Origin of the sequence: Quadrisphaera sp. GCM10027208 (genome assembly GCF_042658805.1) — a bacterium.
Taxonomy (GTDB): domain Bacteria; phylum Actinomycetota; class Actinomycetes; order Actinomycetales; family SCSIO-59966; genus SCSIO-59966.
The window spans coordinates 56,666-72,449 of sequence record NZ_JBHSRC010000007.1 but is presented as its reverse complement, the minus strand read 5'-3'; the positions used below and the strand labels follow the sequence as shown (position 1 = coordinate 72,449).

At 72.7% G+C, this 15,784-nt stretch carries 12 protein-coding genes; 5 read left to right on the top strand and 7 right to left on the bottom strand.

Translation table 11 applies throughout. The features are described 5' to 3' along the window. The first annotated feature begins 29 nt into the window (after nucleotides 1-29). On the top strand, nucleotides 30-1,826 hold the full coding sequence (locus ACFP6A_RS11900; RefSeq protein WP_379603803.1) for a glycoside hydrolase family 15 protein: 1,797 nt from the start codon (nucleotides 30-32) through the stop codon (nucleotides 1,824-1,826). A 24-nt stretch (nucleotides 1,827-1,850) separates the two neighbouring features. After that, a complete protein-coding gene (locus tag ACFP6A_RS11895; protein WP_379603802.1) occupies nucleotides 1,851-2,492 on the top strand; it encodes an MBL fold metallo-hydrolase in 642 nt (213 codons plus the stop codon). Nucleotides 2,493-2,501: 9 nt separating this feature from the next. Here the strand turns inward: ACFP6A_RS11895 and ACFP6A_RS11890 are convergent, their stop codons facing one another. The 5 genes from ACFP6A_RS11890 to ACFP6A_RS11870 all read right to left on the bottom strand — a co-directional run bounded on the left by ACFP6A_RS11890 (nucleotide 2,502) and on the right by ACFP6A_RS11870 (nucleotide 8,471). Then, nucleotides 2,502-3,545 carry a TerC family protein gene (locus tag ACFP6A_RS11890; RefSeq protein ID WP_379603800.1) on the bottom strand — a complete coding sequence of 348 codons (1,044 nt, stop codon included), beginning with the start codon at nucleotides 3,543-3,545 and terminating at the stop codon, nucleotides 2,502-2,504. Nucleotides 3,546-3,549: 4 nt separating this feature from the next. Then, on the bottom strand, nucleotides 3,550-4,554 hold the full coding sequence (locus ACFP6A_RS11885; RefSeq protein ID WP_379603798.1) for a TerC family protein: 1,005 nt from the start codon (nucleotides 4,552-4,554) through the stop codon (nucleotides 3,550-3,552). Nucleotides 4,555-4,766: 212 nt separating this feature from the next. Then, the gene (gene uvrB, locus ACFP6A_RS11880) at nucleotides 4,767-6,872 is read right to left on the bottom strand and encodes an excinuclease ABC subunit UvrB (RefSeq protein ID WP_379603796.1); all 2,106 of its coding nucleotides are present in this window, start codon (nucleotides 6,870-6,872) and stop codon (nucleotides 4,767-4,769) included. A gap of 3 nt (nucleotides 6,873-6,875) precedes the next feature. Continuing rightward, nucleotides 6,876-7,808: a dephospho-CoA kinase gene (gene coaE, locus ACFP6A_RS11875; protein WP_379603794.1), complete on the bottom strand. Its 933-nt coding sequence runs from the start codon at nucleotides 7,806-7,808 to the stop codon at nucleotides 6,876-6,878. A gap of 24 nt (nucleotides 7,809-7,832) precedes the next feature. Then, complete coding sequence (locus tag ACFP6A_RS11870) at nucleotides 7,833-8,471, bottom strand: alpha-ketoglutarate-dependent dioxygenase AlkB (protein ID WP_379603793.1); 639 nt, start codon at nucleotides 8,469-8,471, stop codon at nucleotides 7,833-7,835. Nucleotides 8,472-8,620: 149 nt separating this feature from the next. Between ACFP6A_RS11870 and ACFP6A_RS11865 the strand changes: the two genes are divergently transcribed. After that, a complete protein-coding gene (locus ACFP6A_RS11865) occupies nucleotides 8,621-10,054 on the top strand; it encodes a class I adenylate-forming enzyme family protein (RefSeq protein ID WP_379603791.1) in 1,434 nt (477 codons plus the stop codon). Between the two features lie 102 nt (nucleotides 10,055-10,156). Here ACFP6A_RS11865 and rpsA read toward each other — a convergent pair whose 3' ends face one another. Further along, a complete protein-coding gene (gene rpsA / locus ACFP6A_RS11860; protein WP_379603789.1) occupies nucleotides 10,157-11,653 on the bottom strand; it encodes a 30S ribosomal protein S1 in 1,497 nt (498 codons plus the stop codon). A gap of 142 nt (nucleotides 11,654-11,795) precedes the next feature. Here rpsA and ACFP6A_RS11855 point away from each other — a divergent pair, with 142 nt between their 5' ends. Continuing rightward, nucleotides 11,796-12,626: a class I SAM-dependent methyltransferase gene (locus ACFP6A_RS11855; protein WP_379603788.1), complete on the top strand. Its 831-nt coding sequence runs from the start codon at nucleotides 11,796-11,798 to the stop codon at nucleotides 12,624-12,626. A 45-nt stretch (nucleotides 12,627-12,671) separates the two neighbouring features. Here the strand turns inward: ACFP6A_RS11855 and polA are convergent, their stop codons facing one another. Continuing rightward, on the bottom strand, nucleotides 12,672-15,383 hold the full coding sequence (gene polA, locus ACFP6A_RS11850; protein WP_379603786.1) for a DNA polymerase I: 2,712 nt from the start codon (nucleotides 15,381-15,383) through the stop codon (nucleotides 12,672-12,674). Here polA and ACFP6A_RS11845 point away from each other — a divergent pair. Next, nucleotides 15,382-15,780 carry a hotdog fold thioesterase gene (locus ACFP6A_RS11845; protein ID WP_379603784.1) on the top strand — a complete coding sequence of 133 codons (399 nt, stop codon included), beginning with the start codon at nucleotides 15,382-15,384 and terminating at the stop codon, nucleotides 15,778-15,780. The genes polA and ACFP6A_RS11845 overlap by 2 nt on opposite strands. Nucleotides 15,781-15,784 lie beyond the last annotated feature (4 nt).

Genomic DNA, 15,784 nt, shown 5'->3' with positions numbered 1-15,784 from the left:
CGCTCTGGGCGCACGGGCAGGATGGGGGGATGGCTCTGCGGATCGAGGACTACGCGTTCATCGGCGACGGCCACACCGGCGCCCTGGTGGGGATCGACGGCAGCATCGACTGGCTGTGCCTGCCGCGGTTCGACAGCCCGTCGGTGTTCGCGGCGCTGCTCGGTGACAGCGGGCACGGCCGCTGGCTGCTGTCCCCCGTCGGCGACGACGTCTCGGCGTCCCGGCGCTACGTCGGGGCCTCGTTCGTGCTGGAGACCACCTGGCGGACGCCGGACGGCGTCGTCCGGGTGGTGGACGCCATGCCGGTCGCTGACGGACGCGCCGACGTCGTCCGCAGCGTCGAGGGCCTCGAGGGCGAGGTGACGCTGCGCAACGAGCTCGTCCTGCGGTTCGGTTACGGCCGGTACCTGCCCTGGGTGCGCCGGGTGGAGGACGACGGGCACGGCGAGGGGCTGCTCGCCACCGCCGGCCCGGACGCGGTGCTGCTGCGGGGCGGGCCGCTGCCCGCGCGCGCCGACCACCGGCACGTCGGCGAGGTCACCGTTCGCGCCGGCGAACGGGTCGACTACGTGCTGACGTGGTTCCCGTCCCACCGGCCGGCGCCGGAGCGCTTGGACCCGGTGTCCCGGGTCGAGGAGACGGTGCGGCGCTGGGAGGAGTGGGCCGCCCATAGCAGCTGCGAGGGGCCGTACGAGGAGGCGGTCACCCGGTCCCTGCTGGTGCTGCGGGGCCTCACCCACGCGGACACCGGCGGCATCGTCGCGGCCGCGACGACCTCGCTGCCGGAGGAGCTCGGCGGGCAGCGGAACTGGGACTACCGGTACTCGTGGCTGCGGGACGCCGCGCTGACGATCGAGGCGTTGCTGTCGCACGGCTACCACGACGAGGTGTGCCAGTGGCGGGACTGGCTGCTGCGGGCGATCGCCGGCTCCCCGGAGCAGGTGCAGATCATGTACGGCATCGCCGGGGAGCGGGAGCTCGCGGAGGCCGAGCTCGACTGGCTACCGGGCTACGAGTCCTCCCGCCCGGTGCGGGTCGGCAACGGCGCCTACGACCAGTACCAGGCCGACGTCCTCGGGGAGGTCATGGTCGCCCTCGACCGGGCCCGCCGGGAGGGGCTCACCGAGAGCGAGTTCTCCTGGCCGCTGCAGCGCGAGCTGCTGCGGTACGTCGGCGAGCGCTGGGAGGACCCCGACCACGGGATCTGGGAGATCCGCGGCCCGCTGCGGCACTTCACCCACTCCCAGGTGATGGTCTGGGCCGCCCTCGACCGGGGGGTCCGCGCCGTCCGGGAGCACGGGCTGGACGGCGACGCCGAGCGCTGGGAGGAGCTGCGCGAGCGGGTCCGGGACCGGATCGAGACCGAGGGCTTCGACCGGCAGCGCGGCACCTACACCCAGTACTACGGGGGGAAGACCGTCGACGCGTCGCTGCTGCAGCTGCCCCAGGTCGGGTTCTGCCGCCCGGACGACGACCGGATGCTCGGCACGGTCGCGGCCATCGAGGAGGACCTCATGGTCGACGGACTGCTGCTGCGGTACCGGACCGAGACCGGCGTGGACGGGCTGCCACCAGGGGAGAACCCGTTCCTGGCCTGCTCGTTCTGGCTCGTCGAGCAGTACGCGCTCAGCGGCCGGCTCGAGGACGCCCGGGCACTGATGGACAGGCTGCTGGGGCTGCGCAACGACCTGGGCCTGCTGTCCGAGGAGTACGCCCCCGCGCTCGGCCGCCAGCTCGGCAACGTGCCGCAGGCGCTGTCGCACCTGGCCCTGGTGCGGGCCGCGGACGCCCTCGACCAGGCGGGCCGGCACACGATGCAGCGGTGAGCGCGCTGGTCTAGCGTCGGAGCCATGCCCGCGGACGAGGTCATCGAGACGGGTTCGCTGACGATCCGGCGGACCAGCGTCTCTGAGATGGACAACAACTGCTACCTGCTGACGTGTCGCAGCACCGGCGGGCAGCTGCTCGTCGACGCCGCGGACGACGCCGAGGCGCTGCTGGCGCTGGTCCGGGAGGGTTCTCCGACCGGACGGCTCGACACCGTCGTCACCACGCACGGGCACTGGGACCACCACCGGGCCCTCGCCGAGGTCGTCGCCGCGACCGGCGCCCGCACCGCCGCCGGCGAGGAGGACGCCCCGGACCTGCCGGTGCCGGTGGACGTCCTGCTCCAGCACGGGGACGTCGTCCGGGTCGGGGAGGTGGACCTGGACGTCATCCACCTGCGTGGGCACACCCCGGGATCGGTCGCCCTGGTGCACCGGGGCCGAGACGGGTCCACGCACCTGTTCAGCGGGGACAGCCTGTTCCCGGGCGGGGTCGGGAACACCGGCGGTGACGCCGTCCGGTTCACCTCGCTGATGGACGACGTGGAGCGGCGGGTGTTCGACGTCCTGCCTGACGACACCGTCGTCCACCCGGGGCACGGGGCGGCGACCACGCTCGGCACCGAGCGGCCGCACCTGAGCGAGTGGCGCGAGCGCGGCTGGTGAGGCTGCCGCTCACCGCTGGTCGGGCGGCTCCCCGCCGACGTTCTCGGGGGCCAGCTCGTCCCGCTGCCGGGCCGGCGCCTCGGCATCGACCGCCCGGGTACGGGACAGGCTGGCGACGGTGGCGACGGCCAGCGTGGCGAGGATGACGCCCAGGGACAGCCAGATCGGCACCTCCGGGACGGAGCGCACGGGCTGCCCGCCGTTGATGAACGGCAGCGTGTTCTCGTGCAGGGCCTGCAGCATGAGCTTCACGCCGATGAAGCCCAGGATCACCGCCAGCCCCTTGGAGAGGTAGACGAGCCGGTCGAGCAGCCCGCCGAGCAGGAAGTACAGCTGCCGCAGACCCATGAGCGCGAACACGTTCGCCGTGAACACGATGAACGGATCCTGGGTGAGCCCGAAGATCGCCGGGATCGAGTCGAGCGCGAACAGCAGGTCGGTGGTGGCGATCGCGACGAGGACGACGACCATCGGCGTGAACAGGCGCCGCCCGTCGACGACGGTTCGGATCTTGGCGCCGTCGTACTCCGAGTGCATCGGCAGCACCGTGCGAAGCCGCCGGATCACGACGTTCTCCTGGAACTCGTCCTCCTCCGCCTCGGAGTGCCGGGCGAGGGTGACCGCGGTGTAGATGAGGAAGCCGCCGAAGATCCAGAACAGCCACGCGAACTGGTTGATGGCGGCGGCGCCGACGAGGATGAAGATCCCGCGCAGCACCAGCGCCATGATGATGCCGATCATCAGCACCTGCTGCTGGTTGCGCCGGGGCACGGCAAACCTCGCCATGATGATCACGAAGACGAAGAGGTTGTCGACCGACAGGCTGTACTCGGTGAGCCAGCCTGCGTAGAACTCGCCGGCGGCCTGGCCGCCGCCGAACGCCAGCATCACCAGGCCGAAGAGCAGGGCCAGGACGACGTACACGCTCACCCACACGGTGGACTCCCGCATGGACGGCTCGTGCGGCCGCCGGGCGACGATCAGCAGGTCGGCGAGCAGCAGCAGGCTGATCCCGGCGAAGGTGGCGACCTCGAACCAGACGGGCAGGGTCACCGGCTCACCGGTCCCCTGCCGACCGCTGCGGGGCGCGGTCGTGCTCGCCGCCGAGCACCCGCCCGGCGTGGGCCCGCTCCTCGGGGTGGCTGCGGACCCGCAGCAGGCTCGCCACGGTGGTGACGGCCAGGACGCCGAGGATGACGACGAGGGAGACCTCCGTCGGCACGTGCGGGATCGCCTCGTTCACGTCCTCGTGCAGGAACGTGAGGATGAGCTTGACGCCGATGAAGCCGAGGATGACGGACAGGCCGGTCGACAGGTAGACGAGCCGGTCGAGCAGCCCGTGGATGAGGAAGTACAGGGCACGCAGGCCCAGCAGGGCGAACGCGTTGGCGGCGAAGACGATGAACGGGTCCCGGGTGATGCCGAACACCGCCGGGATGGAGTCCAGGGCGAACAGCACGTCGGTGCTGGCGATCGCCACGAACACGATGAACAGCGGCGTGATCACACGGCGCCCGTTCTGCCGCACGACGAGCTTGGTGCCCTGGTAGTCGTCGGTCGCCGGAAGGTGGTTCTGCACCCACCGCAGCACGGGGTTGTCCCCTGCCTCGGGGTCCTCGTCGCGGTGCCGGTAGAGCTGGACCGCGGTGTAGATCAGGAACAGGCCGAAGATCACGAACACCCAGGAGAAGGCGCTGAGGGCCGCCGCGCCGAGGGCGATGAAGATGACGCGCAGCACGAGGGCTGCGGCGATGCCGAACAGCAGCACCCGCTGCTGCAGCACGTCCGGCACCGAGAACTTCGCCATGATGATCACGAAGACGAAGAGGTTGTCGACCGACAGGCTCTTCTCGACCACGTAGCCGGTGAAGTACTCGGTGCCCTGCTGCGACCCCGCGACGACCCAGAAGAAGATCCCGAAGAGGATGGCGATGGCGATGTAGAACGTCGACCAGATCGCCGCCTCCCGCATGCCGACGTGGTGCGGGCGCCGTGAGGCGACGACGAAGTCGAGGACGAGCAGGGCGATGACGACGGCGACGGTGGACAGCCACCAGGTCATGGACATCAGGACATCGGTCTCCGGAGCTCGGTCGGGCACGCGGCACCGCGCGCGGACAGCAGCCGGAGGTCTCTCCCGCCCATGGGACGGACCGTGCCCCCGGGCGCCGTGGCAGGCACCGGGATGACGAGGGCACTGCGATGGGGATACTCCCCTCCGAGTGCTGCCACTCTACCCGAGATGCCGGGATGCGCCCGTCGGGCCGCTCACCGTCAGGCGTGACCAGCCCGCTGCATGCCCCGCAGCTCCTTCTTGAGGTCGGCGATCTCGTCCCGCAGTCGCGCGGCCAGTTCGAACTGCAGCTCGCCTGCGGCGGTGTGCATCTGGTCGGTGAGCTGGCCGATGAGGTCCGCCAGGTCCGCGGCGGGCAGCTCGGCGAGCCGCGCCGGCCGGTCGGCGCCGCGCCGGGACCCCATTCCGGGCACGGGCGTCTTGCCGCGGGACTGCTGGCGCCCCGCCCCGCCGAGCAGGGTCGCGGTGTCCGCGTCCTCCCGGGCGAGCAGGTCGGTGATGTCGGCGATCCGCTTGCGCAGGGGGGTGGGGTCGATCCCGTGCTCGCGGTTGTAGGCGATCTGCTTCTCCCGGCGCCGGTTCGTCTCGTCGATCGCGAACTGCATCGACGGCGTCACGGTGTCGGCGTACATGTGCACCTGCCCGGAGACGTTGCGGGCGGCTCGGCCGATGGTCTGGATCAGGGAACGCTCCGAGCGCAGGAAGCCCTCCTTGTCGGCGTCCAGGATGCTGACCAGCGACACCTCGGGCAGATCGAGCCCCTCGCGGAGCAGGTTGATCCCGACCAGGACGTCGTACTCCCCGGTCCGCAGCTCGCGCAGCAGCTCGACCCGGCGCAGCGTATCGACCTCGGAGTGCAGGTACCGGACCCGGACGCCCTGGTCGAGCAGGTAGTCGGTGAGGTCCTCGGCCATCTTCTTCGTGAGCGTCGTGACGAGCACCCGCTCGTCCTTGTCGGCGCGGGTCCGGATCTCGTGCAGCAGGTCGTCGATCTGACCTTTCGTCGGCTTGAGGACGATCTGCGGGTCGATGAGGCCGGTCGGTCGGATGATCTGCTCCACCACGCCGTTCCCGCGGGACAGCTCGTACGGCCCGGGGGTCGCGGACAGGTACACGGTCTGCCCGGTCCGCTCGAGGAACTCCTCCCACTTCAGCGGCCGGTTGTCCATCGCGCTCGGCAGCCGGAAGCCGTGCTCGACGAGGGTCCGCTTGCGCGACATGTCCCCCTCGTACATGGCACCGATCTGTGGCACGGTGACGTGCGACTCGTCGATGACGAGCAGGAAGTCGTCCGGGAAGTAGTCGAGCAGGGTGTTGGGCGCCGTCCCGGGGCCGCGGCCGTCGATGTGCCGGGAGTAGTTCTCGATCCCGGAGCAGGAGCCGACCTGCCGCATCATCTCGATGTCGTACGTGGTCCGCATGCGCAGCCGCTGGGCCTCGAGCAGCTTGCCCTGCCGCTCAAGCTCGGCGAGCCGCTGCTCGAGCTCGGCCTCGATGCCGGCGATGGCGCGTTCCATCCGCTCGGGGCCGGCGACGTAGTGCGAGGCGGGGAACACGTACATCTCCTGCTCCTCACGCACCACCTCCCCGGTCAGCGGGTTCAGGGTGTACAGCCGGTCCACCTCGTCACCGAAGAACTCGATCCGGACGGCGAGCTCCTCGTACACCGGGATGATCTCGACGGTGTCGCCGCGGACGCGGAACGTGCCGCGGGTGAACGCGAGGTCGTTGCGGGTGTACTGCATCTGCACGAAGCGGCGGAGCAGCTCGTCACGGTCCACCTCCTGCCCGACGTGCAGGCGCGCCATCCGGTCGACGTACTCCTGCGGGGTGCCCAGGCCGTAGATGCAGGAGACCGAGGCGACCACGACGACGTCCCGGCGGGTCAGCAGCGAGTTCGTCGCGGAGTGCCGCAGCCGCTCCACCTCGTCGTTGATCGAGGAGTCCTTCTCGATGTAGGTGTCCGTCTGCGGGACGTAGGCCTCCGGCTGGTAGTAGTCGTAGTAGGAGACGAAGTACTCGACCGCGTTGTGCGGCAGGAGCTCGCGGAACTCGTTGGCCAGCTGGGCCGCGAGCGTCTTGTTCGGCGCCATGACGAGGGTGGGCCGCTGGACCTTCTCGATCAGCCACGCCGTGGTCGCGGACTTGCCGGTGCCGGTCGCGCCCAGCAGCACGACGTCCTGCTCCCCGGCCTGGATCCGGCGGGTGAGCTCGGCGATCGCGGCGGGCTGGTCCCCGGACGGCTGGAAGTCCGAGACGACGGTGAAGGGTGCCACGCGTCGCTGGAGGTCGGTGCTGGGGCGCATGGGTCAACGGTAAGCCGGGGCACCGGGGAGCCGCGCCAGCAGCACCCGCGCCGGCAGTCCGGGGTCCGCCGAGGCGTGCACCCCCTCGGCCACCGGGGGGAACCCGGCTGCGCGAAGGGCTGCGGCGAGCGCCGCGTCGTCCGGTGAGCCGGCGGCCACGCCGCCGCGGACCACGACGGTCAGCGGGGCGGCGGCGTCCACCCGGACCTCCGCGTCCGGCAGCACCGCTCGCACCGCGTGTGCGACCCGGGCCGCCACCCGGGCACCGGCTCCCGGGTCCGGCCGCTGACCCGTCCCGCCGTCGACCCAGCCGGGCGCGGGGCGCCCGAGGCGGACGTTCTCCTCGTACGGCACCAGCCGTGCGCGCCACAGGTCGTCCACCGCCGCAGCGAGGTCAGCCGGCGTCCCGGAGTTGTCCAGCCACACGTCCGCGGCCGCCCGGCGCTCGTCGTCACTCGCCTGGGCCCGCACCCGTGACCACGCGTCCTCGGCGGTCATCCCCCGGTGCGTCACCAGCCGGCGCACCCGCTCGGCGGCGGGGGCGTGCACGACGACGACGAGGTGGTAGCCGGCGCCCATCCGCTTCTCGACGAGCAGCGGGACGTCGTGGACGACGACGGCGTCCGCGGGCGCCGCCGCCACCTGTTGTGCGGTGAGGGCGGCGATCCGGGGGTGGGTGATGCGCTCGAGGGCGGCCCGGCGGTCGGCGTCGGCGAAGACCACCCGGGCCAGGGCCGCTCGGTCGAGCCCGCCGTCGCCGTCCAGCACCTCGGGGCCGAACTCGGCGACCACCGCCGCCAGCCCCTCGGACCCGGGCGCGAGGACCTCCCGGGCCAGGGCGTCGGCGTCCACGACGACGGCACCCAGCTCGGTGAGCCGTCGGGCGACGGAGGACTTGCCGGCCCCGGTCCCCCCGGTCAGTCCCACTCGCAGCACGCCGGCCAGGGTAGGCCCGGCGGCTCAGCGGACGCCGCGGGGCCGGAGCTGGACGCTGATCCGCGGCCCGACCGGTGACGCCGTCTTGGGGACCGCGTGCTCCCAGGTCCGCTGGCACGACCCGCCCATGACGAGCAGGTCCCCGTGGCCGAGGGCGAAGCCGTGGGTGGCGCCACCGCCTCCGGTCGGGCGGAGCAGCAGCCGCCGCGGCGCCCCGAAGGAGATGATGGCCACCACCGTGTCGCTGGTGCGGCCGCGGCCGATCCGGTCCCCGTGCCAGGCCACGCTGTCCCGGCCGTCGCGGTAGTAGCAGAGGCCGGCGGTGCGCAGCGGCTCCCCCAGCTCGGCGGCGTAGTGCGCCGAGAGCCGGTCCCGCGCCTCGGCCAGAACCGGGGCCGGCAGCGCGGCGCCCTCGCCGTACCAGCACAGCAGCCGGGGCACCTCGACGACCCGGTCGTACATCCGGCGCTGCTCCTCCCGCCACGGCACACCGGTGACGAGGTCGACGAACACGTCGTCGGAGCCGGACACCCAGCCGGGCAGGACGTCGACCCAGGCACCACGGCCGAGCTCGGTGCGGCGCAGGGCGCGCAGGTCACCGAGCACGGGCTCCTCCGAGCTGGCGAGGCCGTCGAGCAACGAGGTCTGCAGCAGGGCCGGCATGACGTGAGCGTACGCCACAGTCGAACGCCTGTTCTAGAACCGGGTGGCGGCATTGCATGATCACCAAGGGGTGTGGCAGCGGGGTGGCGGGATTGCATGATCACGAAGGGGTTGGGGCGCGGGGCCGTGGAGCGTGGCAGCATGCCGGCGTGGAGGTCGGCGTGGGGCTCGGCGTGGAGGTCGGCGACGTGGTGACCGCGGCGCAGGCGGATGCCGTGGCCGGCCATGTCGCCGGCGCCCTGCACGCCGCCGGAGTGCGCCGCGGGGACCGGGTCGCGCTCGTCGTCCCCGGGTCGCCCGCCCTGGTCGCCGTGGCCCTCGCGGCGCTACGGGCCGGGGTCGTGCCGGTGGTGCTCGACCCCGGGACGCCGGCGGACGAGCTGGCCGAGGTGCTGGCGGACGCTGACCCGGCCCTCGTCGTCCGGGACGGGGACGACCTGGCCGGGCTCGTCCGCGCCGGCGAGCACCCGGCCGTGCCGTCGACCGCGTCGCCCCTTCCGCTGTCCCCCGTCCCGCTCGCCCGCCCGATGCACTACACCTCCGGGACCACCGGCCGGCGCAAGGGCGTGTGGAGCGGGGTCCTGACGCAGGACGACGCCCGGCGGCTGTGGGGCGAGGAGATCGAGCAGTGGGGGCTCGGCCCGGCCGACGTGCACCTCGTCGTCTCCCCGCTGCACCACTCGGCGCCGCTGCGGTTCGCCCTCGCCACGCTGCACGCCGGAGGGTCGGTGGTGGTCCCCGGCCGGTTCACCGTGGACGGCTTCCTGCAGGCGTGTCGGCACCACCGGCCCACCACCCTGTTCACCGCGCCCGCCCAGCTGCAACGGCTGCACGAGCGCGCCGTCACCGACCCCGGCCCGGTGCGCGAGGCGCTGCGCGGCTTCCGGCTCGTCGCGCACGCCGGGGCCCCGTGCCCGGACCCGGTGCGGCGCTGGCTGATCGACGTCGTCGGCACCGAGCCGGTGTGGGAGTTCTACGGTGCCACCGAGGGTCAGTTCACCGCCTGCCCGGCGGCGCAGTGGCTGGAGCGACCGGGCACCGTGGGGCGGGCCCGCGCCGGACGGACCCTGTCGGTCGACGCGGACGGCACCATCTGGTGCGCGGTGCCGCCCTGGGCCCGGTTCAGCTACTGGGGCGACCCCGAGCGGACGGCGCAGGCGTGGCGGCACACCCCGGCTGGTCCCGCGTTCACGGTCGGGGACCACGGCCGCCTGGACGCCGACGGGTTCCTCTACCTGACCGGACGACGGGAGGACCTCGTCATCACCGGCGGGGTCAACGTCTACCCGCTCGAGGTGGAGCGGGTGCTGTCTCGGTGTCCCGGCGTCCGGGAGGTGGTCGTCGTCGGCGTGCCGGACGAGCGGTGGGGGCAGCGGCTGGAGGCGGTCGTCGTCCCGACGGACCGGTCCCCCGCCACGGCCGGCGACGTGACCGCGTTCGCCCGCGAGCACCTGCCCCCGGCGCGACGTCCCAAGGACGTCCACGTCCTCGACGAAGGGGACCTGCCCCGGACCTCCAGCGGGAAGGTCCGCCGTCTGGAGCTCGCGGACCGGCTGACCGGTGCCGCGCCGCCGCCCCGGTGACTGGGCCCAAACGGCGACAGAGCCCGGGACAGCGACAGAGCCCGGGACAGCGACAGGGCCCGGCACCTCGCGGTACCGGGCCCCGTCGTGACAGCGGAGGGATCAGCCGTTGCCGGTCAGCTTCTCCCGCAGCGCGGCGAGCGCCTCGTCGGAGGCCAGCGTGCCCTCGTTGGCGGGGGCCGCCGGAGTCGGCCCGGCGCTCGGGGCCGGCGCAGGCGCCGAGCCCTCGGAGGAGTACGAGGTCTTCGTCTCGTTCTGCGCCTCGGCCTCGGCGTTGGCGGCGGCCTCGACCTGCTTCTTGTGGGCCTCCCAGCGGGCGTGGGCCTCGGCGTACTGCCGCTCCCACTCCTCGCGCTGGGTCTCGTACCCCTCGAGCCACTCGTTGGTCTCCGGGTCAAAGCCCTCGGGGTACTTGTAGTTGCCGGCCTCGTCGTACTCCTGCGCCATGCCGTACAGCGACGGGTCGAAGTCCTCGGAGGTCAGGTCGACGCCCTCGTTGGCCTGCTTGAGCGACAGCGAGATCCGGCGACGCTCGAGGTCGATGTCGATGACCTTGACGAAGATCTCGTCGTTCACCTGGACGACCTGCTCGGGGACCTCCACGTGCCGCACCGCCAGCTCGGAGATGTGCACGAGACCCTCGATGCCGTCCTCGACCCGGACGAACGCGCCGAACGGGACGAGCTTGGTGACCTTGCCCGGGACGACCTGGCCGATGGCGTGGGTCCGGGCGAACTGCTGCCACGGGTCCTCCATCGTCGCCTTGAGGGACAGGGAGACCCGCTCACGGTCCATGTCGACGTCGAGGACCTCGACGGTGACCTCCTGGCCGACCTCGACGACCTCGCTCGGGTGGTCGATGTGCTTCCAGGACAGCTCGGACACGTGCACGAGACCGTCGACGCCGCCGAGGTCGACGAACGCCCCGAAGTTGACGATCGACGACACGACGCCGGTGCGGACCTGGCCCTTCTGCAGGGTCTGCAGGAAGTTCTGCCGGACCGCGGACTGGGTCTGCTCGAGCCAGGCCCGGCGGGACAGCACGACGTTGTTGCGGTTCTTGTCCAGCTCGATGATCTTCGCCTCGAGTTCCTGGCCGACGTACGGCTGCAGGTCCCGGACCCGCCGCATCTCGACCAGCGACGCCGGCAGGAAGCCCCGCAGGCCGATGTCGAGGATGAGGCCGCCCTTGACGACCTCGATGACGGTGCCGGTGACGACGCCGTCCTCTTCCTTGATCTTCTCGATCGTGCCCCAGGCCCGCTCGTACTGCGCGCGCTTCTTGGACAGGATGAGACGCCCCTCCTTGTCCTCCTTCTGGAGGACGAGGGCCTCGACCTCGTCGCCGACCTGGACCACCTCGGAGGGGTCCACGTCGTGCTTGATCGACAGCTCGCGGGAGGGGATCACGCCCTCGGTCTTGTACCCGATGTCGAGCAGGACCTCGTCACGGTCGACCTTGACGATCTGGCCGGAGACGATGTCCCCGTCGTTGAAGTACTTGATGGTCGCGTCGATGGCGGCGAGGAAGTCTTCGCTCGAGCCGATGTCGTTGACGGCGACCTGCGGGGTGGTCGACTGCTCGGTGGTGGCGGTCATGTAGTAGGGGCTCCGATACGGACTGGTTGGAAGGGGCAGGGACGGTGCGGGAGGAGGTGCGCAGGAGTAACCCGCGCACACGACACGCGCTCAGTCAGCCTACTGCCGGACCAGGGGCCGGTCAAAAGCCCACACTGGTCCGGTGAGCACTCCCCCGACCGACCTTCCCGCCGCCGGCCGCCTGGCCCGGGCCGGGTACCTGCCGGTGGACCCGGACGCCGCGGGCCGGGGCACCCGCCGCTGGTGGGACGAGCAGTCCGGCGCCTACCTCGCCGAGCACGGCGCGTTCCTCGGGGACGCCCGCCTGCGCTGGGGCCCGGAGGGGCTGGACGAGGACGACGCGGGCCTGCTCGGCGACGTCACCGGCCGCCGGCTGCTCGAGGTCGGCTGCGGAGCGGCTCAGGGCGCCCGCTGGGCCGCGGCCCGTGGTGCGCTGGTGCTCGGTGTCGACGTGTCCGCGGGGATGCTGGCGCGCAGCCGGGAGCTGGACGCCCGGACCGGCGTCGGGGTGCCGGTGGTGCAGGCGGACGCCGGGCGGCTGCCGCTGGCCGACGGGTCCGTCGACGTGGCGTTCTCCGCCTACGGCGCGCTGCCGTTCGTCGCGGACGCCGCCGGCGTCCTCGCCGAGGTGCACCGGGTGCTGCGCCCGGCCGGGCGCTGGGTGTTCTCGGTGACCCACCCCGTCCGGTGGGCGTTCCCCGACGACCCGGGGCCCGCGGGGCTGACCGCCGTCCGCTCGTACTTCGACCGGACGCCGTACGCCGAGGTGGCCGCGGACGGCACCGTGCTGTACGCCGAGTACCACCGGACGCTCGGAGACTGGGTGCGGCTCGTCGTCGGGGCCGGGTTCGACCTCATCGACCTCGTCGAGCCGCCGTGGCCGCCCGGGCACGAGCACGTCTGGGGTGGTTGGAGCCCCACCCGCGGCCGGCTGCTGCCGGGCACGGCCGTCCTGGTCACCGACCGGCGCTGACCAGCCCGGGATCCTGACCACCCCGGGAACGTGACGACCCGGGGGTCAGTGACCGGCCTCGTGCCAGGAGGTGCCGATGCCGACGGACACCTCGAGCGGCACGGACAGGTCCGCGGCGCCCGCCATCTGGCGGCGGACCAGGGCCTCGAGCCGGTCCCGCTCACCGGGTGCGACCTCCAGGACGAGCTCGTCGTGCACCTGCAGCAGCATCCGCGAGCGCAGCCCCTCCTCGCGCAGCGCCCGGTCGACGCCCAGCATGGCGACCTTGATGACGTCGGCGGCCGAGCCCTGGATCGGCGCGTTGAGCGCCATCCGCTCGGCCATCTCCCGGCGCTGCCGGTTGTCGCTGACGAGGTCGGGCAGGTAGCGGCGACGGCCGAGGATCGTCTCGGTGTAACCGGTGCGCCGGGCCTCCTCGACGACCCCGCGCAGGTAGTCCCGCACTCCGCCGAAGCGGGCGAAGTAGTCCTCCATGAGCCCCCGGGCCTCCTCGACCGGGACGGTGAGCTGGCGGGACAGCCCGAAGGCGGACAGCCCGTAGGCCAGCCCGTAGGACATCGCCTTGATCTTCGCGCGCATCTGCGGGGTGACCTCCTCCGGCGCCACCCCGAAAACCCGGGACCCGACGAAGCGGTGCAGGTCCTCACCGGAGCGGAACGCCTCGATCAGCCCCTCGTCACCGGACAGGTGGGCCATGATCCGCATCTCGATCTGGCTGTAGTCGGCGGTGAGCAGGCACTCGAAGCCCTCGCCGACGACGAAGGCCTCCCGGATCCGGCGCCCCTCCTCGGTGCGGATCGGGATGTTCTGCAGGTTGGGGTCCGTGGAGCTGAGCCGTCCGGTCGCCGCGATCGTCTGCTGGTACGTGGTGTGGATCCGGCCGTCGTCCGCGACGGTCTTGAGCAGGCCCTCGACCGTCTGCCGGAGCCGGCTGGCGTCCCGGTGGCGCAGCAGGTGCAGGAGGAAGGGGTGCTCGGTGCGGACGTAGAGGTCCTGCAGGGCCTCCGCGTCCGTCGTCCAGCCGGTCTTGGTGCGCTTCGTGCGGGGCATCCCGAGCTGGTCGAACAGCACCTCCTGCAGCTGCTTGGGTGAGCCCAGGTTCACCTCGCGGCCGATGACCGCGTACGCCTCCTGTGCGGCACCGGCGACGACGACAGCGAACTCCTCCTCGAGGGCGCGCAGCCGCTCCACGTCCACGGCGATACCGGTGCGCTCCATCTCGGCGAGCACGGCGACGAGCGGCAGCTCGAGCTCGGTGAGCAGGCGCCGGCCCCCGCGCTCGTCGAGCTCGCGGCCCAGGACGGCGGACAGCTCGAGCACCGCGGCTGCCCGCACGCAGGCGGCGTCCCCCTCGTCCGGCCCGTCCCCGGTGTCGAGGGTGAGCTGGCCGGAATTCTCCTGCTCCTCGGCGCGCAGCTCGCGCTTGAGGTGCCGGACGGCGAGGTCGGCCAGGTCGTAGCTGCGCTGGTCCGGCCGGCACAGGTAGGCGGTCAGGGCGGTGTCGTCGACGAGCCCGGCGAGGGGCAGCCCGCGGCCGGCGAGGGCGTGCAGGGGGCCCTTGGCGTCGTGGAGCACCTTGGGCCGCTGCGGGTCGGCGAGCCACTCGGCCAGCGCCCGTTCGGCGTCCGGGTCGACGTCGGTGAGGTCGACGAAGGCGGCCGCGCCGTCGCCGGCGGCCAGGGCGAGCCCGGTCGCGTCGCCGTGCCCGGCTCCCCACGTCCCAAGCACGCAGAGACCGGTGCGGTCGGTGGCGTGCCGGGCCAGCCACTCGCCGAGCTCGGCGCCGGCCGGGCGGGCGACGTCCAGGGCGAACCCGGTCTCGGCCTCTGGCTCGGGAGCGGACAGCGTGGCGAACAGCCGGTCGCGGAGCACCCGGAACTCCAGGCCGTCGAACACCTGGTGCACCTCGTCGCGGTCCCAGGCCCGCACGGCGAGGTCGTCGACGGTCACCGGCAGGTCGAGGTCGCACACCAGCGCGTTGAGCCGCCGGTTGCGCAGCACGAGGTCGAGGTGGTCGCGCAGGCTCTGCCCCGCCTTGCCCTTGATCTCGTCGACGTGGGCGATGACGCCGTCCAGGTCGCCGTAGGTGGTGAGCCACTTAGCGGCCGTCTTCGGGCCGACGCCGGGCACGCCCGCCAGGTTGTCGCTGCTCTCGCCGACGAGGGCGGCGAGGTCGGGGTACAGCGCCGGCGGCACGCCGTAGCGCTCCTGGACCGCGGCGGGGGTCATCCGCCACAGCTCGGAGACACCGCGGACCGGGTACAGGACCGTCGTGCCCTCGTCGACGAGCTGAAAGGCGTCCCGGTCGCCGGTGGAGATGAGCACCTCCATGCCCTGGCGGCGCGCCTGGGTGGCCAGGGTGCCGATGACGTCGTCGGCCTCGTACCCCTCCTTGGTGACGACCGGGATCCGCAGTGCGGCGAGCACCTCCTGGATCAGGGCGACCTGGCCGGCGAACTCCTGCGGCGAGCTGGCCCGGGTCGCCTTGTAGTCGGTGAACTCGGTGCTCCGGAAGGTGTCGCGGGAGACGTCGAAGGCGACCGCGACGTGGGTGGGCCGCTCGTCCCGCAGCACGTTGATGAGCATGGAGGTGAACCCGTAGACGGCGTTCGTCACCTGCCCGGTGGACGTGGAGAAGTTCTCCACCGGCAGGGCGTAGAAGGCCCGGTAGGCCATCGAGTGCCCGTCGACCAGCAGCAGCCGGGGGGGCGCCCCGGGGGTCCTCGCCTCGCTCACGGCTGTCACCCTAGGGCTCATGAGCGACACAGCCGGGTCCGCGGTCGGACCCCTGGCCCAGCGCCTCGGCATCGAGCTGGTCGAGGCCACCCCCGAGCGGGTGCGGGGCACGATGCCGGTCTCCGGCAACACCCAGCCCTACGGCCTGCTGCACGGCGGCGCCTCCGTCGTGCTCGCCGAGACGCTGGGGTCCGTCGGCGCGGCGCTGACCGCCGGGGAGGGCCGGGTCGCGGTGGGCGTCGACATCAACGCCACCCACCACCGGGCCGTGCGGGACGGCGTGGTGACCGGGACGGCGACGCGGCTGTCGGCCGGCCGGACGAGCGCCTGCTTCGAGGTGGTCGTCACCGACGAGCAGGACCGGCGGGTCTGCACCAGCCGGATCACCTGCGCCCTGCGGGACGCCCCGCCCGTCTGAGTCG

What these genes read in the sequence shown, in the direction of transcription:
- ACFP6A_RS11900 (WP_379603803.1), top strand. Translation starts at nt 30, where the DNA reads ATGGCTCTGCGGATCGAGGACTACGCGTTCATCGGCGACGGCCACACC.
- ACFP6A_RS11895 (WP_379603802.1), top strand. Translation starts at nt 1,851, where the DNA reads ATGCCCGCGGACGAGGTCATCGAGACGGGTTCGCTGACGATCCGGCGG.
- ACFP6A_RS11885 (WP_379603798.1), bottom strand. Translation starts at nt 4,554, where the DNA reads ATGACCTGGTGGCTGTCCACCGTCGCCGTCGTCATCGCCCTGCTCGTC.
- uvrB (WP_379603796.1), bottom strand. Translation starts at nt 6,872, where the DNA reads ATGCGCCCCAGCACCGACCTCCAGCGACGCGTGGCACCCTTCACCGTC.
- ACFP6A_RS11870 (WP_379603793.1), bottom strand. Translation starts at nt 8,471, where the DNA reads ATGCCGGCCCTGCTGCAGACCTCGTTGCTCGACGGCCTCGCCAGCTCG.
- rpsA (WP_379603789.1), bottom strand. Translation starts at nt 11,653, where the DNA reads ATGACCGCCACCACCGAGCAGTCGACCACCCCGCAGGTCGCCGTCAAC.
- ACFP6A_RS11845 (WP_379603784.1), top strand. Translation starts at nt 15,382, where the DNA reads ATGAGCGACACAGCCGGGTCCGCGGTCGGACCCCTGGCCCAGCGCCTC.
- polA (WP_379603786.1), bottom strand. Translation starts at nt 15,383, where the DNA reads ATGAGCCCTAGGGTGACAGCCGTGAGCGAGGCGAGGACCCCCGGGGCG.